This is a genomic window from Dinghuibacter silviterrae (assembly GCF_004366355.1).
In the GTDB taxonomy this organism is placed as follows: Bacteria; Bacteroidota; Bacteroidia; order Chitinophagales; family Chitinophagaceae; genus Dinghuibacter; species Dinghuibacter silviterrae.
In genome coordinates, this window is sequence record NZ_SODV01000002.1 from 763,790 (window position 1) to 788,975 (window position 25,186).

19 protein-coding genes are annotated in these 25,186 nt (G+C 56.7%); 14 read left to right on the top strand and 5 right to left on the bottom strand.

Annotation, left to right across the window (positions count from 1 at the left end; translation table 11 throughout):
* Window positions 1-23: 23 nt before the first annotated feature.
* Together EDB95_RS20465 and EDB95_RS20470 are read left to right on the top strand one after the other, a co-directional pair.
* Complete coding sequence (locus EDB95_RS20465) at window positions 24-1,157, top strand: S1/P1 nuclease (protein WP_133996510.1); 1,134 nt, start codon at window positions 24-26, stop codon at window positions 1,155-1,157.
* 11 nt (window positions 1,158-1,168) lie between these two features.
* Entirely contained in the window at window positions 1,169-1,990 is an 822-nt protein-coding gene (locus tag EDB95_RS20470; protein ID WP_133996513.1) for a hypothetical protein, read from the top strand.
* Between the two features lies 1 nt (window position 1,991).
* Here the strand turns inward: EDB95_RS20470 and EDB95_RS20475 are convergent, their stop codons facing one another.
* The gene (locus EDB95_RS20475) at window positions 1,992-2,360 is read right to left on the bottom strand and encodes a type II toxin-antitoxin system HicB family antitoxin (protein ID WP_133996516.1); all 369 of its coding nucleotides are present in this window, start codon (window positions 2,358-2,360) and stop codon (window positions 1,992-1,994) included.
* On the bottom strand, window positions 2,353-2,610 hold the full coding sequence (locus EDB95_RS20480; RefSeq protein ID WP_133996519.1) for a type II toxin-antitoxin system HicA family toxin: 258 nt from the start codon (window positions 2,608-2,610) through the stop codon (window positions 2,353-2,355). Before EDB95_RS20480 ends, EDB95_RS20475 begins: the two co-directional genes overlap by 8 nt.
* A gap of 261 nt (window positions 2,611-2,871) precedes the next feature.
* Here EDB95_RS20480 and EDB95_RS20485 point away from each other — a divergent pair, with 261 nt between their 5' ends.
* The 4 genes from EDB95_RS20485 to EDB95_RS20500 all read left to right on the top strand — a co-directional run bounded on the left by EDB95_RS20485 (window position 2,872) and on the right by EDB95_RS20500 (window position 6,932).
* Window positions 2,872-4,326 carry a serine hydrolase domain-containing protein gene (locus EDB95_RS20485; protein WP_133996522.1) on the top strand — a complete coding sequence of 485 codons (1,455 nt, stop codon included), beginning with the start codon at window positions 2,872-2,874 and terminating at the stop codon, window positions 4,324-4,326.
* Between the two features lie 26 nt (window positions 4,327-4,352).
* The gene (msrA, locus tag EDB95_RS20490; RefSeq protein ID WP_133996525.1) at window positions 4,353-4,850 is read left to right on the top strand and encodes a peptide-methionine (S)-S-oxide reductase MsrA; all 498 of its coding nucleotides are present in this window, start codon (window positions 4,353-4,355) and stop codon (window positions 4,848-4,850) included.
* 260 nt (window positions 4,851-5,110) lie between these two features.
* Window positions 5,111-5,695 carry a peptidylprolyl isomerase gene (locus EDB95_RS20495; protein WP_133996528.1) on the top strand — a complete coding sequence of 195 codons (585 nt, stop codon included), beginning with the start codon at window positions 5,111-5,113 and terminating at the stop codon, window positions 5,693-5,695.
* Window positions 5,696-5,747: 52 nt separating this feature from the next.
* On the top strand, window positions 5,748-6,932 hold the full coding sequence (locus tag EDB95_RS20500; protein WP_133996531.1) for a dienelactone hydrolase family protein: 1,185 nt from the start codon (window positions 5,748-5,750) through the stop codon (window positions 6,930-6,932).
* Here EDB95_RS20500 and EDB95_RS20505 read toward each other — a convergent pair.
* The 3 genes from EDB95_RS20505 to EDB95_RS20515 are packed head-to-tail and all read right to left on the bottom strand — an operon-like array spanning window position 6,889 to window position 9,081.
* On the bottom strand, window positions 6,889-7,773 hold the full coding sequence (locus EDB95_RS20505; protein ID WP_133996534.1) for a helix-turn-helix domain-containing protein: 885 nt from the start codon (window positions 7,771-7,773) through the stop codon (window positions 6,889-6,891). The genes EDB95_RS20500 and EDB95_RS20505 overlap by 44 nt on opposite strands.
* Before the next feature lie 7 nt (window positions 7,774-7,780).
* Window positions 7,781-8,650: a prolipoprotein diacylglyceryl transferase gene (locus tag EDB95_RS20510; RefSeq protein ID WP_133996537.1), complete on the bottom strand. Its 870-nt coding sequence runs from the start codon at window positions 8,648-8,650 to the stop codon at window positions 7,781-7,783.
* A gap of 47 nt (window positions 8,651-8,697) precedes the next feature.
* Window positions 8,698-9,081, bottom strand: coding sequence for a hypothetical protein (locus EDB95_RS20515; RefSeq protein WP_133996539.1), 384 nt, complete (start codon window positions 9,079-9,081; stop codon window positions 8,698-8,700).
* A gap of 296 nt (window positions 9,082-9,377) precedes the next feature.
* On the opposite strand from EDB95_RS20515, the gene EDB95_RS20520 reads away from it, so the two are divergent.
* From EDB95_RS20520 to EDB95_RS20555, 8 genes are read left to right on the top strand one after another with little or no spacing between them, the layout of a single operon-like run.
* Window positions 9,378-11,114, top strand: a complete 1,737-nt coding sequence (locus EDB95_RS20520) for a RagB/SusD family nutrient uptake outer membrane protein (RefSeq protein WP_133996542.1) — start codon at window positions 9,378-9,380, stop codon at window positions 11,112-11,114.
* A gap of 17 nt (window positions 11,115-11,131) precedes the next feature.
* Window positions 11,132-11,557, top strand: a complete 426-nt coding sequence (locus EDB95_RS20525) for a DUF5004 domain-containing protein (RefSeq protein ID WP_133996545.1) — start codon at window positions 11,132-11,134, stop codon at window positions 11,555-11,557.
* 11 nt (window positions 11,558-11,568) lie between these two features.
* Window positions 11,569-12,576 carry a DUF4961 domain-containing protein gene (locus EDB95_RS20530; RefSeq protein WP_133996548.1) on the top strand — a complete coding sequence of 336 codons (1,008 nt, stop codon included), beginning with the start codon at window positions 11,569-11,571 and terminating at the stop codon, window positions 12,574-12,576.
* 1 nt (window position 12,577) lies between these two features.
* Window positions 12,578-15,790 (top strand): SusC/RagA family TonB-linked outer membrane protein, encoded by a 3,213-nt coding sequence (locus tag EDB95_RS20535; RefSeq protein WP_133996551.1) that lies wholly within the window; start codon window positions 12,578-12,580, stop codon window positions 15,788-15,790.
* A gap of 5 nt (window positions 15,791-15,795) precedes the next feature.
* On the top strand, window positions 15,796-17,529 hold the full coding sequence (locus tag EDB95_RS20540; protein WP_133996554.1) for a RagB/SusD family nutrient uptake outer membrane protein: 1,734 nt from the start codon (window positions 15,796-15,798) through the stop codon (window positions 17,527-17,529).
* Window positions 17,529-20,636 (top strand): SusC/RagA family TonB-linked outer membrane protein, encoded by a 3,108-nt coding sequence (locus tag EDB95_RS20545; protein WP_133996557.1) that lies wholly within the window; start codon window positions 17,529-17,531, stop codon window positions 20,634-20,636. The genes EDB95_RS20540 and EDB95_RS20545 overlap by 1 nt, the downstream gene beginning before the upstream one ends.
* Window positions 20,633-22,966, top strand: coding sequence for a GH92 family glycosyl hydrolase (locus tag EDB95_RS20550; RefSeq protein WP_133996560.1), 2,334 nt, complete (start codon window positions 20,633-20,635; stop codon window positions 22,964-22,966). The genes EDB95_RS20545 and EDB95_RS20550 overlap by 4 nt, the downstream gene beginning before the upstream one ends.
* Complete coding sequence (locus EDB95_RS20555) at window positions 22,963-25,185, top strand: GH92 family glycosyl hydrolase (protein WP_133996563.1); 2,223 nt, start codon at window positions 22,963-22,965, stop codon at window positions 25,183-25,185. The genes EDB95_RS20550 and EDB95_RS20555 overlap by 4 nt, the downstream gene beginning before the upstream one ends.
* The last annotated feature ends 1 nt before the right edge of the window (window position 25,186 follow it).

A 25,186-nucleotide genomic window follows, 5' to 3' on the forward strand; every position in this document is an offset into this window, starting at 1 on the left:
TTTGCCCCACTTCATCCATCGACATGAAAAAAGCCATTTTCATTCTGGCGCTTTCCTGCGCGCTGTTGTCCTGGGGCGTCACCGGTCACCGTACGTGCGGCCGCATCGCCGAGAACCACCTGACCCCCGCCGCCCGGGCCGCCATCCATGACATCTTAGGTGACGAGTCCATCGCCGACGCCAGCACCTGGGCCGACGAGGTCCGTTCCGTGCCCGAGTTCAAAAACAACGGCCCCTGGCACTACATCGACCTGCCCCTGGGGTTGAGCTTTGACGACTTTTCCACCCAGGTCAAGGGCATGACCCAGCCCAACGCCTACTGGGCCGTGTGCAAACTGGAAAACGACCTTGTTTCCCCCCATACCTCCATTGAACAAAAGGCCGTGGCCCTCAAATACATCATCCACATCGTCGAAGACCTCCACCAGCCCATGCACGTCAGCCGCGCCGAAGACAAGGGTGGCAACACCATCCAGCTCAACTACGACGGCCAGGGGACAAACCTCCACGCCCTCTGGGACTCCAAACTCATCGACCACGGCGGGCTCAACGACGAACAACTCGCCGCCCAATACGACCATATCCCCTCCGCCACCATCAAGGAATGGCAACACGCCTCCATGATCCAATGGATGTGGGAAAGCTACCAGATCACCGCGCGTCTGTATACCGAGGTCGACCAGATGAAAAACCGCACCGTCCCCGACGCCTACTACGACGCCCATATACCCATCGTCAAGGAAAGGATACAGATGGCGGGGATCCGCCTGGCGGGGTTGCTCAATCAAATCTTTAGCGGGCACTTTGTGGCGCCGGCAGTGCCGGCGGTATCTGTTGCGGCGCCCGCCGCCGCTCCTGCCTCGGCCGCTTCGGCCACTGCCCCCGCCGTCGTGTCGGCCGCTTCCGGCCCCTATTGCGACAAAGTCTACGGCGGCCGCTACTTCGACAACTCCGGTATGACCCTCCTCAACCTCGGCGGCGAATATCCCAACCAAAAGATGACCGTCGTCATCCGCGGGGAGGACCGCTCCAAGTTCAAGGACGCCCCCGAAACGTTTTATATGGGAAAACAGATCTGCGTCACCGGCAAACAGGAAATGTACAAGGGCCGGCCGGAGATCGTGGTTACGGACCCTTCTCAGATTACGGTGCAATAAAAAAATACCCTATGCGACCTTCCTTCCTGATGCTCCTTTTGTTCGCGGCCGTACCCGCGCTTTCCCAAGTTTCTCTCCGGTGGAAGCTCCAGCCAGGGGAGGTGCTCACGTATAAGGCCGATATGAAAGAGCTCGACACCAACCAGGCCCGGGCAAATTTTGGCAGGATCTTATTTGGCAAAGACAGCGGAGGCACCAGATATCTCTTTGACACCGTTTTAAAGAACCTGCAAAAAGAAGTGGTCAACGCAGGGCTGATCGTCAACCTCTCGGAAAAAAAGAGCGGCCTGATCGGTATCGCCATGAAGTTCGATTTGAAAAAGCAAACAGAGGATACCACAAGCCTCCTGCAAATGATGGGCCGTGGCGTGATGCTCCGCGGGGCCATCAACGAGGACGGGACCATCCAAAGTTTTTATGTCAAAAACGACCAGCGGAACCTGATTGCCCTTTTATTCGAACTGCCCGGTAAACCCATACAGGTAGGGGACAGTTGGCCCCTGGACGTACACCTCATCTCCATGGACCAGAATTTCAGTTGCGATTCCTCCTTTAGAAAAAACAAGGTCACCCTGGTTGACCTGAAAAAGTCGGGGGACGACACCATTGCCGTTATCCAATACGACCTGGTTGAATACGTATCAGGCGGCTTCGAATCCCCCTTTTCCGCCAACAGCAGCACCCCGACCTTCATGCGCATGACCCACAAGGCCCAGGCCGAATTTTCCGTCAACCGGGGACGCTGGCTTTCCTACGATGGGCTCATGACTATGCAGGCAGGGGGAATTATGGAGAGTAATATTGTGAAGGAGATGCGGCTGGTGGCGCAATAAATTAGCGGCCGTACAACCCTTTGCCCAGGTCCTCCTGGTGCATTAACGCGAAATGGATGGCGGTCTTGACGAAGTCGTTCAGGGAAACATTGTTATGCGCGGCATACACCGCTGCCGCCTTATGCAGCTCCGTTGAGATCCGGACGTTAAAGGTGCCCTTATAAGTTTTATTGGGTTCTTTCCCCAATTCCTTGCAGGTTTCTATATAGTCGTCTACCGCCTCGTGAAAAGCCTTTTTGAGTTCTTTTACCGAAGCTCCTTCAAAGTTTACGAGGTCGTCAATACCAAGGATCTTTCCGTAGAACACCTCGTCTTCCGAACTGAAGTGCACAGATGCGTAGTAACCTTCGTATTGTAAAATGTCATTCATTTTTCTTCTTTTCTTGCAAGTGTTCGATCACCTGTTTTAACGCGTATTCTTTAACGATATTGCCGGGGTGCGGCTTGTGGAGGATAATGACGTTTTTTTGGCCATCCACAAATTTGCGCCTGGAGCCGCCGGTTTTGCCTTTTTTGAGTTCGACATAGCCATAATAGGCTAAGACTTTAATGAGTTCGTCCCAGGTGAAGTCCTTGGGAAGAGATAGCAGTCGGTGTACCAATTTCTCCGCTTGTGACATACTCTTGCCGTGTTTGGGTTCAAATAGCGATACATAGTGCGAGTATTTTAGGAGGAATTTACGTTGCAGAGTGTTGCGAGCACTTTGCAACTACATTCCAGTTGCAAAAATACGACTTCCGATGAAATTTCCAAACCCGAACACCCACCGTATCAAAACCGTACACCGCTACACCCAAACTCCTAATCAATTAGTTGATCCTCCGGAACTTAAATAACTGGCACACCCTTAGGGGGTTATATCGATCAAAATCACCCCCTAATGCTAAAGTATAGCCTTCTTCTGCTAAGTATCATTGCGACCGTCGCAACCGCCCAGGTCACCCCCATGGACACGATCGTCCAACACGCCGCCGCCGACTATGCGCAAAAGCCGTGGGCGAGCCTTTCGATCGGCGTGATCAAGGACGGACAAGTACATACCTACAACTATGGCGCGACGGGGACTACCCTTTACGAGCTCGGTTCCATCACCAAGACTTTTACCTCGCTTTTGCTGGCGCAAGCCGTCGTTGACAAAAAGATAAAGCTGACGGACGATATCCGGCTTTACCTGAAAGAAAAATACCCCAACCTGGAATACAAAGGGCAACCGATCCAGTTGATCCATCTGGCCAACCTCACTTCCCACCTTCCGAACAATATACCGGACTTTACGGAGGCGGTAAAAAAAGTGCCGCCCGACTCTATGTACTATGCGGTCATAAAAATCAATGAAGGCTATGGCCGGGAAGATTTCCTGAGGGACCTCCACCAGGTGCAGCTGGACACCTTTCCGGGGTTGATTCCGCAGCACTCCAACGCGGCGGCGCAGTTGATGGGTTTTATCCTGGAAAATATCTATGGGGACTCCTATGAGCACCTGGTGGAAAAATACATACTGAACCCGCTGCAGATGACGCATACCTATGTCGACATACCTGCCGACCAGGCGGGGCTTCTGGCAAAATGTTATAACGATAACGGCACACCCATGCCGTACATCGCACTCAACTCGGGTCCGGCTGCGGGGATAAAGTCTTGCATAGAGGACATGACGCGTTATATGGCGTACCAGCTCGAAGAAAAAGAGGCGGTGGTCCGCCTCTCCCACCAGGTGGCCTGGGGGAACATCCAACAGCTTGCGGTGGGGTTGAATTGGATCTTAAATACCAATTTCGACGGCCAAAGAAAGGTGAGCCATGACGGAACCACCTTTGGTTTTACCAGTTGTTCCATATTGTATCCCGAACGGCACTTCGGCGTGGTCATCATGGCGAACGAAATGGGCCATACCAGTCAGGGGATGTTGTATGGGATGGCGGATAAAATATACAACGAGAGCTTTTACACCGCGGCCGAACGAGCCTCGGACGGCTTTGGTTTCTCGTCCTCCATCAACCTCTTGCTAAAGGGGCTGCAAAAACGGGGTTTCGCCAGCGCGATAGACGTTGCCCGCGACCTTTCCAAAAGCCACCCGGGTTTTGCCCTGGACGACAACGAGCTCAATAACTGGGCGTATTCGTTGCTGCAAAAGGGGAAGCTGAAGGAGTCCCTGGAGATTTTCAAGCTCAATACTTCCCTGCACCCGGATAGCTGGAATGACTATGACAGTGAGGCGGAAGGGTACGAGGACACCGGGGACACGGCCAATGCCATCAAATTTTACAAACGGTCGCTGGAGCTTAACCCGAACAACACCAATGCAGCGGAGCACCTGAAGAAGCTGCAACCTTGATAATTCGTACCTTTGGGGCAAAAACAATGACCACCGAAAAAGCTATTCTCGCAGGCGGTTGTTTTTGGGGAGTGGAAGAGCTCATCCGTCAGCTTCCGGGCGTGATCTCCACCACGGTAGGCTATACGGGTGGGGACGTGCCCAACGCCACTTACCGCAACCATGGTACCCATGCCGAGGCCATCGAGATCCTATTCGATCCTGCGAAAATCACCTATCGAAAGTTGCTTGAATTCTTTTTCCAGATACACGACCCCACTACCGTGAACCGCCAGGGTAACGACGTGGGGACCTCTTATCGTTCGGCCATTTTTTATGAAAATGCGCAGCAAAAGGACATTGCGGAAAAGCTGATTGCCGAACTCAACGCGGCGCGTATGTATCCCGGCCCCATCGTGACCGAGGTCGTTCCCGCGACGGACTTTTGGGTGGCGGAAGAATATCACCAGGATTACCTGCAGAAGTACCCGAACGGGTATACCTGTCACTACATACGACCGAGCTGGGCGCTGAAACAGGCATAAAAAAACGGAGAAATCGATTGCACCACGATTTCTCCGTTTACCTTAACCTTCCTTGGAATAAAGCCTACCAATGGGCTTGACTAGGATACGGATTCTTAAATGTCATCATGAGGGTATTGGATTCCTGTAGCGATACAAATATGCGTTGTCCCCGGGATCCGTGGAATAGGATATTGTTTGATATTTGGATAGTATGGAACAAGACACACTGTAGTATAAACTCGACTCCTCACTTTAAATTACTGTCATTTAGACATTTTATGCGTATTCTTCTTTGTGGTCTTTTTCTTTGCGGACTCCTGTCCTGCCGGTCTTCCGATCCTAACAAGCCCCATATCCTGATCCAGACCCAGGCGGGGGACATCGAGGTCGAGCTCTATCCCCTCCAGGCGCCGAAAACCGTCAAGGCGTTCCTGTCCTATGTCGATTCGGGGCTGTATAAGAATGGGTCATTCTATCGCGTACTCAGCGAGGATAACCAGCCGTCGGGTTCGGGCGCTGTCAAGATGATCCAAGGGGGCATCTGGCTGACCAATCACGCGAAGGCCGTATCGCTTCCCGGGTTGCCGGATGAACCGACACGGCAGACACATATCCTGCACACAGACGGGGTGATCTCCCTGGCGCGCACCGGGCCCGGTACGGCGACCACGGAGTTCTTTATTTGCCTGGGCAACCAGCCGGGGTATGACTATGGGGGAGAAAACAGTCCCGATAGCCTGGGGTACACCGCCTTCGGCAAAGTCGTCAAGGGGATGGACGTGGTAAAGGCCATCTATAGCGATCCGGAGAACGGGCAGTCGTTGTATCCAACGGTGCCGATAATGAGCATCACAAGACTTTAAGATAACCCTAACAAAGGGTTCTCTATTTTGGGCGTTATCAAAATGATGCCTGATGAATATTGTCCTTGCTGCCTTCTCACTATTGACCTTATGCGGACCCGCGGGCGCCGTATGCACACCTGCCGGCCAAACGGGCGGAGATACCGGAGCATATACCGCCGGTTTCAAAACGCTCCGGCTAAGAGACACCACCAGGATTTACAGCACGAATTCGGACAGAGGGAGTGAATTGCATTTCCGGCCGATCGATATAGACATCTGGTACCCGGCAAAAGCAAACTCCGCGGACACTTCCATGTCGGTCCGGAACGTCTTCCGGCTGTTGGAAGAAAGGGCCAACTATTACACCGGCACCAAGTTTGGTAATGGCCTCGGGGGGCAGATCGCCCAGCTTTTCTGCGACCATTTGCACTGCTCCGATTCGGCAAGGGTGTTGAATGCCAAGACCCGCAGTTTTGCCGGTGCCGCGCCTGCGACCGGCAGATTCCCTTTGGTGGTCTATCTCTCCGCCTTTAACGGGATGAGCTATGAGAACTTCCCTTTTTTCGAGGCGTTGGCGCAGCATGGCTTGGTGGTCGTGGCGGTGAGCTCCATCGGGGCGAAATATCCCGGGGAAATGACGATGCGCAGGGTGGACTTGATGGCGCAGGTACAGGATGCCCTTAACGCTATCGATGTACTGAAACAAAACCCGGAAGTCGATCCCACCCGTATTGGCGTCGTGGGGTATAGCTGGGGCGGCCTTGCCGGGACCATCCTGGCCGGTAAGCTGTCCGCTGCAAAGTGCGTCGTATCCTTTGATGGATCGGAGTTCCACCATTATGGCCCGGCGAAGGAAGAAAACAGGAATTTCGACAGTATAAGGTATCACGCTGATTTTGCAGGAATGAAGCTGGCTGTACCCTATCTCCGGCTGGAAAGTACCCTCCCGGACGAGGACGACAAACCCGAACCCTTTGACTCGGTGTATGATTTCAAAGAAAAACTGTCCGGTCTCATCCGGATATTTGCCGTCGATTCTTCCCGGCATGAGAATTTTGGATGCCTGCCCTTTGTGGTAAAGGCCTCGGGGCAACATTGCGGGACGGAGGATCCTTATCCGGTTATTATAGGTTTTACCCTGTCTTTCCTGGAAGATCAACTGGCGGGGAAACACCAGTTCGAGGCGGAAAAAAAGCGTGACGCCGGTAAAATCACACAAAAATCCGCCTATTCGGCGTCCCATGCTTCTCCCTAAACTCCGTCGGTACGATCCCTTTCCGTTTTTTGAAGATCCGGTTGAAGTTGGTGATGCTGGTAAAACCGCAGCCCGCGGCCACTTCGGAGATGGAGGTGGTCGTGTCGATGAGCATCATGGAGGCATGACCGATGCGGATGTCGTTGAGGTAGTCCACGAAGGTGATACCGGTCTTGGCCTTGAAGAACCGGCTAAAGGCGGTCTCGGACATATCTACAAGGTCGGCGGCCTCAGCAAGGCGGACCGTCCGGCCAAAGTGTTCGTTGATAAAGTCCACGACCTTTTCCACCCGCTGTACGTCCGCATAGATCATGTCTGAATTGTAATTAACGTCGTCCGACAGGGTCCTGGAATCGGGGGAGATGGAGAGTTCGTGGAGGATGCCCATGAGCTCCATGACGGAATCAAACCCTTCCTTACCGGGCAGCGTTTTGAGCCTGGGTGCGAGCCGTTCGATGGTTCTCCGGGAAAAGGAGATCCCTTTCAGGGAACGCTCGAACATCATCCGGACGAAATTCAGTTGGTTCCGCTTCAGGAAGGTTTCGTGGAAGAGGTCCCTGTGGAATTGGATGGTGATCTCCAGGATCTGTTCGCTGGTGCATTTGTGGGTGAACCAGGCATGGGGGATGTTGGGCCCGACCAGGACGAGCTCCAGGTCGTTGATTTCTTCCATGCTGCTGCCCACGATCCTTCGCACGCCGGGGGCGCTTTCGATAAAGTTCAGTTCGAATTCCTCATGGTAGTGCACCGGGAAATTGAATTCCGTCTTATACCTGGAAAAGATGGAAAAACAATCGGCCTTCGTCAGGGGAGGGCTTTCTTTCAGTATAGGTCTTGACATACTCACTTCACGTCTTAATCGGCACTATTTTGGCATTAGAGCCGGACTTCAAAGCATAAAAGTACATAAAAATTGATAGTCCAATATATAACAATGATATGTATTGTGCCTGGCTCAAACCTAAGAAAGCATAACGGGGGGTTACGCGGATGAATTCAATGAGGAACCGTTCCGTCCCCACGAGGAAAGCAAAAAGCGCGAAGAGGAGCCCGGGCCGGGTGATCCGGCGCCGCAAAAACCACAGCCATGCAAAAAGCAGCAGGCATGCAATCGCCTCGTAAAGCGAGGTAGGGTACACCGGTTCGACCAGCTCCGTACAATAGGCGCCGCCGCATCCGGGTATATACGCCCCTTCGTGGATCACATTGTGGGGGTAACGGCAGCCCCAGGCCCAGGCAGGCAGCCAGTACGGAGCGGGTGCGGTATGAACGGTTCCCCAGTCTCCGTCTCCCGACAAGTGACACCCGATCCTTCCCAAACCATAGGCCAGCATCATCCCGGGGCTGCCTATGTCGGCGGCAACGGCGAAAGGGATACCCTTGAAACGCGTGATGACAAGGTACGTCAGGGAGCCGAAGATCAGCCCGCCGTAATAGTTCAACCCATTGTAGTGGAACCCGTGCGGGTCTTCGATCATGGCCAGCAACACGGCTCCCGCGAAACCGAGGACCCCGCAACAAAGGAGCAGGGTATCCATAAGACGGTGCACGGAAAGCGGGGGAATTCCGCCCATGGCCATTTTCCGCTTGAATTCCCGCGTAAATACCCAGTAGGCCGCCCAAAAGGAGAGGGCCACCACAAACCCGAACGTGGGCACCGGTAAGTTGACGTCGAGGCCCGTCAGGTCATGGATCAGGTAGGAGAGCGTGGGATACATACGAGCCAATATAAGACCAAATTTGCTCCATCCGGTTGTTAAACAGCTTAAAGCTGCGTCAGGGGAACAATGCCTTGGTAAATGGTGGTCGGGGATATACTCGCCGGGATAATGGCGCTGGTCGACCCCGTATAGTATATCGTTCCGAGGGATTCGTTGAGCGTACCCGCCGGCCAGTCGAGCACATCGCCTTGAAGCGGTCCGCCGGTGACGGTGATGGTACAGGCGACCGGCGCAGGGATGTTCGTGGCGACACCGGTGTTGAGGTCCATTTGCCAGAAGCCGACGGTGACGTCATAATAGTCGGGGGTACCGGTGGCTACGGCTGTATAAGCGAACACGTATTCATAGGTGTCGGCTTTGGCAGAAGATCGGGCGAATGCCGGGGCCAGCAAAAAGAGGCCCAGCAATAGATAGATGGTTTTTTTCATACTGAGGGTTTTGATGTAATGAAATGGCCGGATGGAGCAAATAAGGACTAGTGAATAGCACTATTTTGCTAAATTTAAAAGATAAATTGTCAAAAAAGTACAAAATTTGTTTGCTTAAACGATTTTTAATCCTACTTTTATCCCGGTTAGTTTGCTTGTACACTAAAACAATTGCTGCATATATGAAGGGATTTTTCCAGCCTCATTCGTCTGCATAGTTCCTCCCTCTCTGACCTTTTATCTATTGACCGGTACGACGGCAAGAACTGCCCGGCCGGAACAGAACCTTTTTTTCTATGAGAAAAAATATTGCACTTCCTGCGGTGCTTGCTGTGTGCATTTCTATGGGGGCCTGTAAAAAGAACGGCTACCTGAGCTCCACGGTGACCTCCAACCTGGATTCCAACGCGGTCTTCCAGGACAGTACCTACGCGATGGAGTTCCTCAACAATCTTTATGTCAACATCGGTTTCGCCACCGACCCCATGCGCTTCAACGGCGGCTCTTATGCGGCCGGACTGGAGTCTGCCTGTGATGAGGCGGAGGGTCCGAATGCTTCCAGCTCCAACGGCTTTACGATGTTCGCCCTCGGGACGGTCACGCCCACGGTGGTACCCACCGATGCCTGGGGCACCTCCTACGGGATGATCCGCGCGGCCAACCAATACCTGCGGCACCTGGGCATCATCCCCTTCAATGCCCAACTGAAAGCGGAAACCAAAGGGGAAGCCCGCTTCCTGAGGGCATGGTATTATTTTATCCTGCTCGAACACTATGGCGGCATACCCTTGATCGGGGACACCGTTTACGCCGACGCCACCCAGATCAGCGCGGTACGGAGCAGCTTCAGGGCCTGTGTCAACTATATCGCCTCCGAGTGCGATTCTGCCGCGGTGGCGCTGCCGCTCACGCAATCGGGCTCGAATTATGGCCGGGCCAGCAAGGGCGCCTGCCTGGCGCTCAAGTCGCGGTTGTACCTGTACGCTGCCAGCCCGCTGTTCCAAAACGGCGGTATCGGTCAGGGGACGGCGTTAGACTCGATCGTTGCCTACCCGGATGCCGACCCCAGCCGTTGGGTACTGGCGGCAAACGCAGCCCAGGCGGTGATCACTACGGGCGCCTATAGCCTTTTCGTGGACAGTATCCCCGGGAAGCTGGGGTATGGGTTTATGTCCATCTTCCTGCAACGCTACAACACCGAGTATATCCTGGCGCACATGATGGATCCCAACCGCTACCTGGAGCACCTTTGGGACGCTCCCTCGCGGGGCGGTTCGGGTGGTCCGCATCCCTACCAGGAACTGCTGGATGCCTTTCCTATGAGCAACGGCCTGGCCATCACCGACCCGAATTCGGGTTACGATCCGAGCCAGCCTTACCAGAACCGCGATCCGCGGATGGGGTACACCTACATGCACGACAGTACGCTCCGCCCCCAGGTGGGCACCAACGCACCGTCTCCCCTGGAGATATACCTCAACGCCAACGTCAGCCCGCCGGTGGCGTCCAGCCAGGACGCCGTCTACCAGGGAACACCCACCGGTTACTATATCAACAAGATGATCGATACGGGGGTGATCCAAATCAACATCCCGACATCCAGCCGCGTCCTGCCGCTGATCCGTTATGCGGAGATCCTGCTCAACTATGCCGAGGCGACCAATGAGTCCCAGGGCCCGGTGACCACGGTCTACCAGGCGGTGGAAGCCATCCGTCAGCGGGCGGGGCTCAGGCCGTATCAACTCCCCACGAACCTCAGCCAGGCGGACATGCGCAAGGCCATCCAGAACGAGCGCCGGATCGAACTGGCTTTCGAGGGTAACCGGTTCTTCGACGTCCGGAGGTGGATGATCGCCGACTCGACCGACAACCAGATGATGCACGGCATGGAAATAGACCGCAGCAGTTCGGGTACGGTGTACAAGGAATTCAACGTCCGTCAGCACCACTTTTCCAAGGCCATGTACCTCTGGCCGCTCCCCCTGTCGGAGATCGCAAAACTGCCCCAGTTGCAACAAAACCCCCTTTACTAAGCGCTCAACTTGCCGATATGAACAAAATCCTCAAAGCCGCCCTGCTCGTCATGATGGCGGCCGCCTGTAAGGTCGAGAGCAACCTCAAGGCGCCGGTGGAACCGGTCAAGAAAATCACCGGTACCTGGCAGATCGTGGATGCGACCGAGAACGGGACGGACCTGATGCAGTGGTTCGATTTCACCAAATTCCGGATCACTTTTGCGGACAGTACCTATACGCTCGACAGCCTGCTGCCCTTCATGGTCTCCGCGAACGGGAAGTGGAAGGTCGACGACCCTCAATATCCGTTTTCGATCACGCTTACGCCCACGGACAGCGCCGCGGTTGTTTCTCCGCTGAGCTTCCCCGTGGTAGGCGGCGTCCGGAACATGATCCTTACGTTCAGCCCGGGCTGCAACAAGAATTCGTATCAATACACCCTTCAACCGGTCACCCAATAAACCGCTTCACCATGACACTCAAGCTTAGCCGAAAGCGCTGGAACCTTTTGTGGAAGATAGGCGGTACGGTAGCCGTCCTCGTCATCGTCGCCTGTTCCGTCACGATCGACAGCGTAACCCAGCCCGCCAGCGTCAACGGGGGCGGCGTCCTGAACGTCACCCTTAACGCCACCATCATCACCAACTCCAATCCCACCGCCAACCTGATGGTGGCCTTCCTGGCGCCCAAGGTCTGGAACGCCGCCGCGAACGCGAAGTTGACCTTTACCAGCAACATCTCCAACGGACCGCAGGGCATGTCGCCCATACCCACGACGACGCCCGCACCCAACGGGAACGGTCTGAGCTGGCAAACGGACCTGATGAATACGATCGGGCACGCGGGCAACCTGATCCCGGAATATGAATGGGTGGCCTTCTATTCAGACCAGCAGTACCCCACCTCGGACAACAGTACGTACACCGTCACGGTCAACATCCAGGTACCCGTCGGGGAGTCGAACCTTCTTTTCAACATGGAATATGTCGTCGCGGAAAGCAACGACGGGTTGCACAGTACCGTATTCGCCAACTGGCCGCCTACGTCGTACTACAGCGCCTTTATCCCTACCACCCCCCTGCGGGTATTTGGACAAGGCACGCTGGTGGACTTCATCCACCCCCAGCTCTCGGTCGTGACACCCTCCACCGCCCTGGACAACGACATCATCGCGCTCCCGTTCAACGCGGGCCTCGTCAACAACGGGCTCACGAGCGCTACCAGCGTATACCTCTGCGCGACCGGCTATACCAGCAACGGTGACAGCATTACGGTCTGCCAGCAGACCAGCAAGACCCAGTTGCAACCGAATGGCACCGGGAACTGGCAGATCGATATATGGCCGAGGGGTTTCTTCAACGTCCCCGCCGGGCAAACCATAGACAGCCTGCACTACTTCTTTACCGACGCCACCGGCGCCACCAAGGTTGGATACGCGGGGGGCTCGTCTCCTTTTACTTTCACCTTCAACTGCCAATGATATGCGCTCACCCAGATTCCCAATATGCTTGCTGATCCTTTTGCTGTCGTGCCAGGCCGTCCTGGCGGGTGGCGGCAAACCCGCGGTGAGCGGTATCGTAACAGACAGCTATGGCCATCCGCTGGCAGGTGTGCTTGTTAGCGTCAAGGGACAAAAAACAGCTACGGTATCCGGCGAGGACGGCGCGTTCCACATCGACGCGGGCCCCGGGTCGACCCTCACCTTTCAACACCCCCGGTTTGACTTTACCCAGGTACGGGTGGGGGCTGCAAACGTCGTCGTCCGGCTCAACGAGCGTTTTCTGACGACACAACAATCACCGGGCCGGGCAGCCGAAAAAGCGGACACCGTGGAACTTCCGGCGAGCGCATCCGGTAAAATAGACGTCCTCTACGGCCAGACCTCCAGCGAATCCTTCCTCGGCTCCATCTCGACCATAGGCGCCCACGAAGTGGGGGAGACGCCGGCCCCGTCTATCTTGTACGCACTGCCGGGACGGCTGGCCGGTCTGGATGTGAATCAGACCGCCGGTTTTTCCAGCTTCAGTACATCCGCGCTCACCTCCCAAAACATTTTCCTGGGTACGTTTGTGCCGAACAATAACAGCGGGGCCGGCCCGACCGACAATTCGGAGTTCAACGTCACACTCCGGGGACACGGAGAGAGCATGGGACAGAACCCCATCGCCATCGTCGACGGCGTGCAACGCGAACTGTATTCCATCGATCCGCGGACGATAGAATCGATCTCTATACTCAAGGATCCCTTGTCCAACCTTTTCCTGGGCCAGAACAGCTCCCGGGGGGCGCTGATCATCACGACCAGGCAGCCGCAGTCCGGTCCCACGCACCTGGACATCACTGCGGAATCCGGCGCCCAGACGTCGCTGGGCCTGCCCGTACCGCTGCCTGCCTATCAATACGCCTACCTCCTCAACGAGGCGCTCCTGAACGACGGTAAACCCGTTGCCTATACACAGGCGGACTTCAACGCCTACCGGAACCATACCGATCCCTACGGCCACCCGGACGTGAACTGGTACAATACCATTATCCGGAAAAACCCACTGCTCAGCCGGATCAACCTGAACGCTTCCGGTGGTTCAAACGTGGCGCGGTATGTCATTAACGTCAGCTATATGGATCAACAGGGGATGTTCGTCACGTCCCCGGCCAATCCATACAACACCAACCTGGACCTCCAGCGGTACATCATCGACTCCAAGATCGACGTCAACGTGAATAAGAATTTCGAGGTCAGGTTGCAACTCTTTGGCCGTCTCCAGGACGGGAACCAGCCCGGCGGCAGCAACGGCAATGCCAGCCCGGCCGCCGGCGGCGGCGTCCCGAGCATCCTTGCGGGGCTCCTCAGCACGCCCAACAACGCTTACCCGGTGTATAATCCTGACGGCTCCTTCGGGGGCAACCAATACTACACCCAGAACCTCATGGCCGAAGTCGTGGGCTCGGGTTACGAACAAAGCCACCTCCACGACGTATTGACGAACTTGGACCTGAAGTATAAACTGGACCAGGTAACCAAAGGGCTTTGGGTGGAAGGCAGCGGAAACGTCTCCGTGGAGTCCCAAACCCTGATCAACCGAAGCCTCCAGACCCAGGTATACCAGATGAAGGGCACAGCGGGGGTGGACACCACCTACCTCGGCTTCGGCAAATCGGTGGCCCAAAGCAACCTCTACAGCCAGACGGCCTGGGCCAGGTACCGGTATTTTCGCCTGGCGGCCGGGTACGACCGGACCTTCGGCGACAATGGCATTAGCGCGGAAATCATGGCCGACCAGAAGCGCACGCTGCTCAACTACGACCTGCCTTCCCAACTGACCAACTTCAACGGCAAGGTGGCCTATAACTACAAACAAAAATACTTTGTCGAAGGTGCCGCGAGTGTCAGCGGGTACAACCGCTATGCCCCGGGACATCAGTACGGGTTTTTCTACGCCGGCGGGCTGGGCTGGGATGTCACGAAGGAACCCTTCTTCCAACGCCTCTTCCCCTGGGTCGATCATTTCAAGATGCGCGCCACCTATGGCCTTACCGGCAACGCCAACGTAGATTATTATGGATATTATATCTGGCGGGAACACTACCAGAATGTGGCCGGGACCTATGCGATCGGAAGCTCCTATAGCAGCGGCCAGGTCAACGCCTGGGCGGAAGACGGCACCAACAACAGCCAGGTGTTGCCCAACAGCAACGCCACCTGGGAAAAGGCGGACAAATTCGACGGGGGCGTGGACTTGTCGTTCCTGCACAATACGCTTTTGTTCACGGGAGACTATTACCACGAGCGCTACTTCGACGTCATGCAGCAACGGGGCGACAACATCGCGCTGATAGGGATCAGTTATCCAAACGAGAACATCGGCAAAGACCTGTACCAGGGCGCGGAGGTCTCCCTGACCTACCAGAACCACGTGGGTAACGTCAACTATTTCGCGACCGGTAACGCCTCGGTTCAACAGACCAAGGTCCTGTACATGCAGGAGCAATACGAGCAGAACGCCTGGAACGTCCGTACGGGCCGGCCGGTGGGCCAGCTCTTCGGTTATATCGTCAATGGCCTTTACCAGACGGGCCAGGCGGCGGCCACCGGCCCCAGCATCCCGGGGTATACGCCCAAGGCCGGCGACCTCCGGTACGCGGACCTGAACGGCGACGGAATCATCAACCAGTTCGACGAGGCCCCGCTTGGCAAGGGCCGCCCGTTGATCTACTACGGGCTGACGCTGGGCTTCAGTGTGCTGGGGATCGAATGCAGCGCCTTGTTCCAGGGCGTGACCAACCGGGAGGAATACGAAGCAAACCCCTATATCTACGAAGGCTTTATCGCCCAAAACAACCAATACTCCCAGGCCTATCAGCAAGTCCTGGGACGGTGGATACCGGAAAACGCGGCCGTCGCGACTTCCCCGAGGCTGACGGCCGGCGGCAATAACTATAACTACAGCCCCAATAACGTCTACTCGTCTTATTTCTTACACAACGGCGACTTCTGGCGGCTGAAAACCCTGAGCGTCGGCTACAACCTGCCGTACCGCGTACTCAGGCGGGCGAAGATCGGCGGGATTAAGATTTTTGGCAGCGCCCAGAACTTGTTCACCCACGAAGCCTTCAAGGGGATCGATCCCGAAGTGTCCTTACCAAACTATCCCCTGCAACGGGTGCTGAACCTGGGGATCAACCTTAAATTCTAACGACGATGCGCAACTATTGTCTTTTCCTTGGTCTGTGCGTGTGGGGGCTTTCTGCCTGCCAGAAGAACTACGAATCGGTGCCCCTGGGTCAGCAAGCGACCATAAACGACGTATTCAATACGCAGGACTCGTCCGGCCAGCAGGCGATCCTTTACCTGTCCAACTGTTACCTGGTGACGCTGCCCAACGGGCATAACCGGGTCGGCGGGGACTACCTGGACGCCGCCTCGGACGACGCCGTCTCCAGCTCGCTTACGGTGTCGGATGTCCAGATGATTGCCACCGGGGCATATACGGCGGCTTCTCCGAACGCCGACGATGAGTGGTCCAGAAACTACAACGCCATACGGGACTGCAACGTATTTATCAACAACATTTACCGGGTGCCGCTCATCCTGCTGCTGCCGGACGGGCGGAAGGCCATCGGCGCGTTGCGCTCCGAGGCCCGGTTCCTGAGGGCGTGGTTGTATTACCAGCTGATCGAACGGTACGGGGGCGTACCCCTGGTGGGTGATACGGTGTTTTCCATCACCGACAACGTCCAGCTCCCCCGGAATTCCTTTGCCGACTGCGTCAACTATATTGTTTCGGAGTGCGACAACATCAAGGACAGTCTCCGCACGCCCCAGGAGCTCGACGCCAACAACTACGGCCGCATCACGTCAGGCATGGCCATGGCGCTGAAAGCACAGGTGTTGCTGACGGCGGCAAGCCCCCTCTTCAACGGCGGCAACATCGACGGTGCCGACCCCCTCACCGGCTATCCCAGCTATGACGCGACCCGCTGGCAGACAGCCGCTCAGGCGGCACAGGACGTCATGAACCTTGGCTTCTATAGCCTCGTGCCTTCCTTCGAGAACGTCTTTACCACCCAGGCATACCCCATTGGCACCAATACCGAAACCATTTTCTGGGTCCAGATCGGGCCGACCACGGCGGTGGAGACCACCAATTCTCCTGTCGGTTACGGGTCCGCGGGGGGCGGTGGGGAAACCAGTCCCAGCCAGGGGTTGGTGGATGCTTACCCGATGAACAACGGCCTGGCGATCACCGACCCGGCTTCCGGCTACAATCCATTGGATCCCTACAGCAACCGCGATCCCCGGCTGAACGCCACGATCTTCTACAACGGCCACCTTTGGCTGAACCGCAACGTGGAAACCTTTGACGGGGGGCTTGATAAACCCGGCGGCACGTCTGCCGAGACCAAGACCGGTTATTACATGCGCAAGTTCATGGGGCCCTTCGAGACCGTCAACAGCAGTCCTGCGGAATATTCCAACACGATCCACGACTTTATCTATTGCCGTTACGCGGAAATCCTGCTGGATTTTGCCGAAGCGACCAACGAATACTCCGGTCCTTCGGCTGCGGTGTATAACGTCCTGACGTCGCTCCGGCAGCGCGCCGGTATCGCACCGGGCACGAATAACCTGTACGGTCTGACGGCGGGTATGGACCAGGACTCCATGCGCGCGGCCATACACAACGAACGGCGGATCGAGATGGCGTTCGAGGAACACCATTTCTGGGACATCCGCCGCTGGAAGACCGCCGCCCAGGCCTACAATGCGGCACCGCTCCAGGGCATGGACATCCAGCAGACAGCCTCCGGGCTGGTGTACAACCGGATCAATGTCTTGACAACGGCCTTTAAGGACCCGCAAATGTATTTCTACCCCATCCCCTATGGTGAAGTGGTCAAAAATCCTCAAATGAAACAAAACCCCAACTGGTAATGAAAAAGCTGCTGCTATATGTCTTTGTCCTGGCGCTCCTCCTGGACGCCGGGGACGTCCTGGCCCAGGGCCGGATCATCACCGGTATCGTCCGGGACCAGTACGGGCCGCTGTCGGGTGCAACGGTAACCGAGGCCGGGACCCGAAATTCCGTCCCCACGGACAACAAGGGGGAATTCCGGATTGTCCTCAGGGAGAACGTCGGGAAGCTGATCATCACCTACGTGAACTACGTCAAACAGACGATCACGGTCAAACAAGGCACAAACGACGTCGAGGTCAAACTCGAACAAAATACGTCCAGCATGGACGAGGTCACCGTCGTGGGTTTTGGCGCGGCCAAGCCCCGCACGACGATGACCGGCGCCGTGAGCGCGATCAACGCCAAGGAGATCGAGGACGTCCCCACTTCCAGCGTACAGAATGCACTGGCCGGACGGTTGCCCGGCCTCGTCACCGTGCAGCGGTCAGGCCAGCCCGGCCGGGACGCCTCCGACTTTTACATCCGCGGGGTCTCCTCCCTCAACCCGAACGGTAACCAGCCGCTCATCCTGGTGGACGACATCGAATACACCTACGACCAGCTGGCGCAGATCAACGTCAATGAAATCGAAAGCATCACCATCCTGAAAGACGCTTCCTCCACGGCCATCTACGGGATCAAGGGCGCCAATGGGGTGCTGTTGGTCACGACCAAGCGCGGTCTCGCGGGACGCCCCAAGTTCAATGTCCGGGGAGAGGCGGGTGCCCAATCGCCTGTCCTTGTCCCTAAGTTCCTGGATGCTTACCACTCGGCTTTATTGGTCAATGAGGCTTATGCCAATGACGGCCTCTCGCCCCAGTTCACCGCTTCCGACCTCCAGCACTTCAAGACCGGCGACGATCCCTACGGCCACCCGAACGTCAACTGGTACAAGGCCATCATGCGTCCCCATTCCGAACAGGCCAATGCCGACCTGGACGTCTCCGGCGGCACGCACAACGTAAGGTATTTCATCACCGGGGGGGTCTTTACCCAGAATGGGACGGTGCGCAACTTTGGTACCGAGCAAGCCGGCATCAACTCTGCCGGTGTCAACAACAACTATTTCTACAACCGGTATAACGTCCGGAGCAACCTGGACATCCAGGCCACCAAAAACCTCTCGCTCCGGCTCGACCTCACCACCCGGTATATGGACATCAACCAACCCTCGAACGTAGGCGTGGTCACCGATATTTATAACTATAACGACTTCCATCCCTTTTCCGCGCCCTTTATCAACCCCAACGGCAGCTTTGCGTATGCCTACGACACACAGAGCCAGTTGCCCACGCTAAACGCGCTGCTGGCTTCCGGCGGCTACACCCGCGACCGCCGGACGGACTTCAATACGCTCCTGGGTTTCGACGAGAAGCTGGGCGACATCACCGAAGGCTTATCCCTTACCGGCAGACTGGCCTATTCCAGCCAGCAGGAAAGTGTACTGACGCTCAACCACGCGTTTGCGAACCCGCCCAGTTATCATTACAACCCCACCGACGGGTCCTATACCCTGAACACGGGCCCCAACGGCGGCGGCTATGTGGAAAGCACCTGGTCCAGCTCCGGGTATCCCGACCTGGACATCCAGAACGTCGACGCCCAGGTTTATTTTTCGTATGACCGGACTTTCAGCCACGCCCACCACTTCAACTCCCTGCTGTTGTGGCACGAGCAGACGAACCGGGTGGATGACGATGCCGCGACCGCCCAGGTGGCCACGGTGCCTTCGAAATTCCAGGGATATTCGCTAAAGGTCGGGTACGACTTTAAACAGAAGTACCTGCTTGATTTCAACGCCGCCTACAACGGTTCGGACCGCTTCCACGCCAGCCACCGCTACGGGTTCTTCCCCGCCGCCGGCGCGGGTTGGAACGTCGCCAAGGAGAAATTCTTCGGCGACCTGTTCCCAAAGATCAACCTGTTCAAGCTCCGGGCCACGTACGGCGTCGTCGGTTCCGACGTCGCCCTGGGCAATCAATACCTCTACCAGCAGATATACTATACCGGGTCCAACTACAGCTTTGGCGCCCAACCCCAGGGCCAGGCCACGGTGTACGAAGGACCGCTCGGGAACAACAACGTGACCTGGGAAAAATCCCGGAAGGCCGACGTGGGCCTGGACCTGAACCTCTTTGGCGACAGGCTCAGCTCGACGACGGATTACTTCCATGAGTATCGCTTCAACCAGTTGGTGACACCCGGAAACACGCCCCTTATATTAGGGATCGGGCTCTCGCCCACCAACGTCGGTGTCACGACCAACCAGGGCTGGGAAGAAACCCTTACCTGGAGCGCGACCGCCGGTAAGGTCTTTTACAGCATCGGCGTCGTCTATTCGCACAACCGCAACAAAATCATCTATGAGGCCGAGGCCGCGCCCCGCTTTCCCTGGCTGGCCGCAACCGGTCACCAGATCAACCAGCCGTTTGGCTATGTCTTCCAGGGCTTCTATACCCAGGCCGACATCAACAACGCCAAGGTGGCCAAACCCAACACCGCCGCGCCCGTGGTGGCCGGGGACATCAAGTACAAAGACCTCAATGGCGACGGCGTCATCGACCAGAACGACGAAACGGCGATCGGGCGGCCGAACATACCCAATACCACCGTCGGGCTGCCCATTAAATTGGGCTATAAAGGCCTGAACGTAAGTATCCTGTTCCAAGGCGCCTTCCAGTACAGCCTGGGCCTTTCCGGTATCGCCATCGAACCCTTCCAGAGCCAGTGGCAGCCCATACACCAAACGGCCTGGACACCGGCTACCGCCAGCGCCGCGGAGTTCCCCCGGCTCACGACCGACGCCACGACGATCAACAGCCCGTCCAACTATATGTCGAACTTCTGGCTGATCAACGCGCACTATATCCGGATGAAAACGGTGGATATCTCCTACCAGTTCCCCAAAAAGGACCTGCCCTTCCGCCTGAACAACGCCCGGCTCTACCTCAGCGCTTATAACCTCCTCACCTGGAGCAACGTCTCCAAAAAATACCAGCAGGACCCCGAAGTACAGTCCAATACCGCGGGGGACGCCTACCTGACACAAAAAGTATTAAACATCGGTATACAGATTGGATTATGAGATGGCTACACGTACTCTTATGGCTAACCCCATTGGCGGGCCTTGCCCAGTCGAAACAGCCCGTCGACTATGTAAACCCTTTTATCGGTGCGAGCGCCAGTGCTGAAAAGGCCGGGGCCGTTCATGGCCTTGGAAAAACATTCCCCGGCGCCACCACCCCTTTCGGCCTGGTACAGGTCAGCCCCAACACCATCACCGGTGGGGACAACGGCTCGGGGTACAGTTATGAACACAAGAGTATCGAAGGTTTTGCTTTTACTCAGCTCAGCGGGGTAGGATGGTACGGTGACCTGGGGAACTTCCTGGTGATGCCGGCGACGGGCCCCCTGAAAACAAGGGCCGGGCGGCCGGATCATATCCCGGAAGGCTATCGCTCCGGTTATGCAAAGACAACGGAGCAGGCCAGCGCGGGTTATTACTCCGTCTTGTTGACACGCTACCGGGTCCGCGCCGAAATGACGGCCGCACCCCACAGCGGCATGCTGCGCTTTACCTACAATGCCGGCGGCCCTTCCCGTATACAAATCGACCTGGCCAGGCGGGTGGGTGGGACCTCCACGCTGCAATACGTACACGTAACGGACGACCACAGCATAGAAGGCTGGATGCAATGCACGCCGGACGGCGGCGGCTGGGGTGACGGTGCGGGACATGTGTATTACACGGTGTATTTCCACGCCGAATTCAGCAAGCCCCTTCTTCATTATGGAATATGGTCCGCCGATATACCCGACAACTGGTCCCGCAAACGCGAATCCATCGAAAGCAACCTTTACCAGGAACGTGTCGGTGAAGCCGAAGTGTTGCGTGGGGTGGGGGAAAAACAGGGCAAGCACCTCGGATTTTTCACCGAGTTTGCCGCAAAGCCGGGGGAACAGGTGCTGTTAAAGGTGGGCATATCCTTCGTTGGGGTGGCAGGCGCCCGCGCCAATTTGACGACCGAAATCCCGGACTGGGATTTTGACCGCGTTCATGCGCAAGCCCGCTTGTTGTGGAGCCGGGCCTTGGACAAGATCCGCGTCAGCGGGGGAACTTCCGCTGAAAAGGCCGTCTTCTACACCGCCCTTTACCACAGCCTCATCGATCCCCGGGTACTCTCCGATGCAGACGGAAGCTATCCCGGCGGAGACGGTCAAATACACCATTCGCCGACTTTTTCCAAGCGGACCGTCTTTAGCGGTTGGGACGTTTTCCGGAGCCAGATGCCCCTGCAGGCCCTGATCAACCCCACCGTCGTGAGCGACATGATCAACTCTCTTGTAGAGCTGGCCGATCAAAGCGGCAAACACTACCTCGAACGCTGGGAGCTGATGAATGCCTATACCGGTTGCATGATCGGAAACCCGGCGGTCATCATGATCGCCGACGCTTACGCCAAGGGCATCCGGAACTTTGACGTCTCCAAAGCGTATACGTATGCTGTAAACAGTTGCGAACGTTTTGGCAACGGTGATCGCGGCTGGGCATATATCTGCGACCCCGACGACCATAGCGGGACGTCTTATGCATCTTCTCCTTTCGTGATCTCCAATACGCTGGAAGACGCCTTTTCGGAATGGTGCCTTTCGCGCCTCGCCTCGGCGCTGGGGCATACCGATGATTCGGCCCGCTACGCCGCCCGGTCTCAGAGCTATCGCCACATCTGGGACACCACCGTTCACTGGTTCCGCCCCCGAAAGGCCGACGGTTCCTGGGAGGCCTGGCCTGCCACCGGGCGGCTGACCCAATTCTACGGAACGGTGGAAAGCAACCCCTATCAGCAAGGCTGGTTTGTTCCCCACGACATACCCGGTATGGTGCAACTCATGGGCGGGCGGTCCAAGGTCATTGCCGACTTGCTGTATCTCTTCCGGCATACACCCGACGGCATGTTGTGGAACGACTATTTCAATCAGGCCAACGAACCGGTCCACCACGTACCCTTCCTTTTCAATCGTCTCGGTGCTCCCTGGCTGACGCAATACTGGAGCCGCCAGGTCTGCGCCCGCGCTTACCACGACGACGTGGAAGGCCTCGTCGGAAACGAAGACGTGGGACAAATGTCCGCCTGGTATGTCCTGGCCGCCAGCGGGATTCACCCCGTATGCCCCGGCGATACGCGGTATGAAATCACGAGTCCCGTGTTCTCCCGCATCGTTTTTACACTCGCGGGCGGTGCGACCTTCACCATCGTGGCCCGGAACAACGCTGCCAAGAACGTGTACATTCAAAGCGCCACCCTCAACGGACAACCTTATCCGTATTGCCATATCGACCACGCGCAACTCCTCGCGGGCGGCGTGCTGGAATTACAAATGGGGCCCAGCCCCAATAAAAAATGGGGCAAATGAAATCGCTATTATACCTCGCCGGTTGCCTTTTTTGCGCTTACGCGCAGGCGCAGGACCTTGTACACTATGCCAACACGTTACAAGGCACGAATTCCGATTTCGGCCTTAGCTACGGCAACACCTACCCCTCCACCGCGCTGCCATTCCCCATGAACGCCTGGTCCCCGCAGACCGGCCGCGACGGGGATGGTTGGAAATACCAATATCAGTCCGGTTCGATTCGAGCCTTCGGCGAAACCCACCAGTGTAGCCCCTGGGTTGGCGACTACGGTGTTTTCTCGCTGATGCCCGTGCTCGATACCAGCGCCGATCAACGCGCATCGGCGTTCTCCCATCGCAATGAGATCGCCCAACCAAGCTACTACAGTGTCCGGTTGGACAATGGCATCCGCGCCGAAATCGCCCCCACCGAGCGCGGGGCCGCGATGCGCTTTACTTTCCCAAAAGGCCACGACGCCTTTGTCGTGTTCGACGGGTACATCAAACACTGCCACCTGCTTGTTTCGCCCGACCACCGCAGTATTTCCGGGTGGGTCGACAACGGGCGCTGGGTGCCCCGGGGCTTCCGCAACTACTTCGTGATTGCATTCAATACGCCGTTCACCGGTTATGCCGCCACGGGCGATACTTCCGGTGAAGGCGACCGTCCGGTCGCGGCCTTCTTGCGCTTCAAACCCGGTGCCGTTGTTGAGGCACGCATCGCCTCCTCTTACATCAGTCCCGACCAGGCGTCGGTTACCCTGGACCGTGAGGTCGCTCCCACCTTCGACGCCACTCATAAAGCCGCCGACAAGGTCTGGAACGATCTTTTCCACCGCGTCCTCGTGGAAGGCGGGACTGAGGCCGACAAGGCCACATTTTATAGTTGTCTCTTCCGCGCCAGCCTTTTCTCCCATACTTTCTTCGAATACGGGAAAGATGGCCACCCTTATTACTACAGTCCGTACGACGCCCAGATCCACGACGGGTATATGTATACGGACAACGGCTTCTGGGATACCTTCCGCTCACAGTTCCCGCTAAGCAACATTCTCCAGCCGACGCAACAGGGTCGTTATATGCAGGCGCTCCTGGACGCCTGGCACCAGTGCGGCTGGCTGCCCGCCTGGTCGGCACCCTCCGAAACGGGGGGCATGCTGGGCAACCACGCCATATCTTTACTTACCGACGCCTGGGTAAAGGGCATCCGGACCTTTAGTCCCGATTCCGCGCTGAAGGCCTACGCCCACGAGTCCATGAACAAAGGGCCCTGGGGCGGCGCCAACGGCCGGGCCGGCTGGAAGGAATATTTCGAGCTCGGCTATGTACCGTACCCTGAATCCCAGGGCTCGACTGCGCAGACCCAGGAATACGCCTATGACGACTTTTGCGCCTACCACCTGGCAAGGCTCACAGGGAACGAGTTTTATGCGCACGTTTTTGGCCGGCAGATGTACAACTACCGGAACGTTTTCGATACCGTTACCGGGTTCATGCGCGGCCGTCAGGCTGACGGCAGTTGGGTCCCTCATTTCGATCCTTATGAATGGGGCGGCCCCTATACCGAGGGCAATGCCTGGCACTACAACTGGTCCGTCTTCCATGACGTCCAGGGGTTGATCAACCTCATGGGGGGCGACGCGCCCTTTATTTTGAAACTGGATTCCGTTTTTACCGTATCCAACACCGTCCACTACGGCACGTACGGCGCCATGATCCACGAGATGAAGGAAATGGTCATCGAGGACATGGGACAATACGCCCACGGGAACCAGCCCATCCAACACATGATCTACTTGTACAGCTACGCGGGTCAACCCTGGAAAACCCAGTTCCACATCCGCCAGGTCATGGACAAGCTCTACAACGCCACCGAAAACGGATACCCCGGGGACGAGGACCAGGGTGGCATGTCCTCCTGGTACGTCCTTAGCGCCATGGGGATCTACAGCGTCTGCCCCGGCACCGATCAATACGTCCTGGGCAGCCCTGTGTTTAATAAAATCACCCTGACGATGGAGGACGGCAGGCAATTCATCATCGAAGCCGATGGGAACAGCAAAGACAACGTATACATCGACGCCGCTACCCTCAACGGCGTACCCTATACGCACAACTGGATCACGTATGGGGACATCGCCCGGGGCGGGGTGTTACGATTGCAAATGAGCAACAAACCCAATCTTAAAAGAGGCACGGCGGAAGAAGACAAACCCTTCTCGCTGTCCAAATGCAAATAAG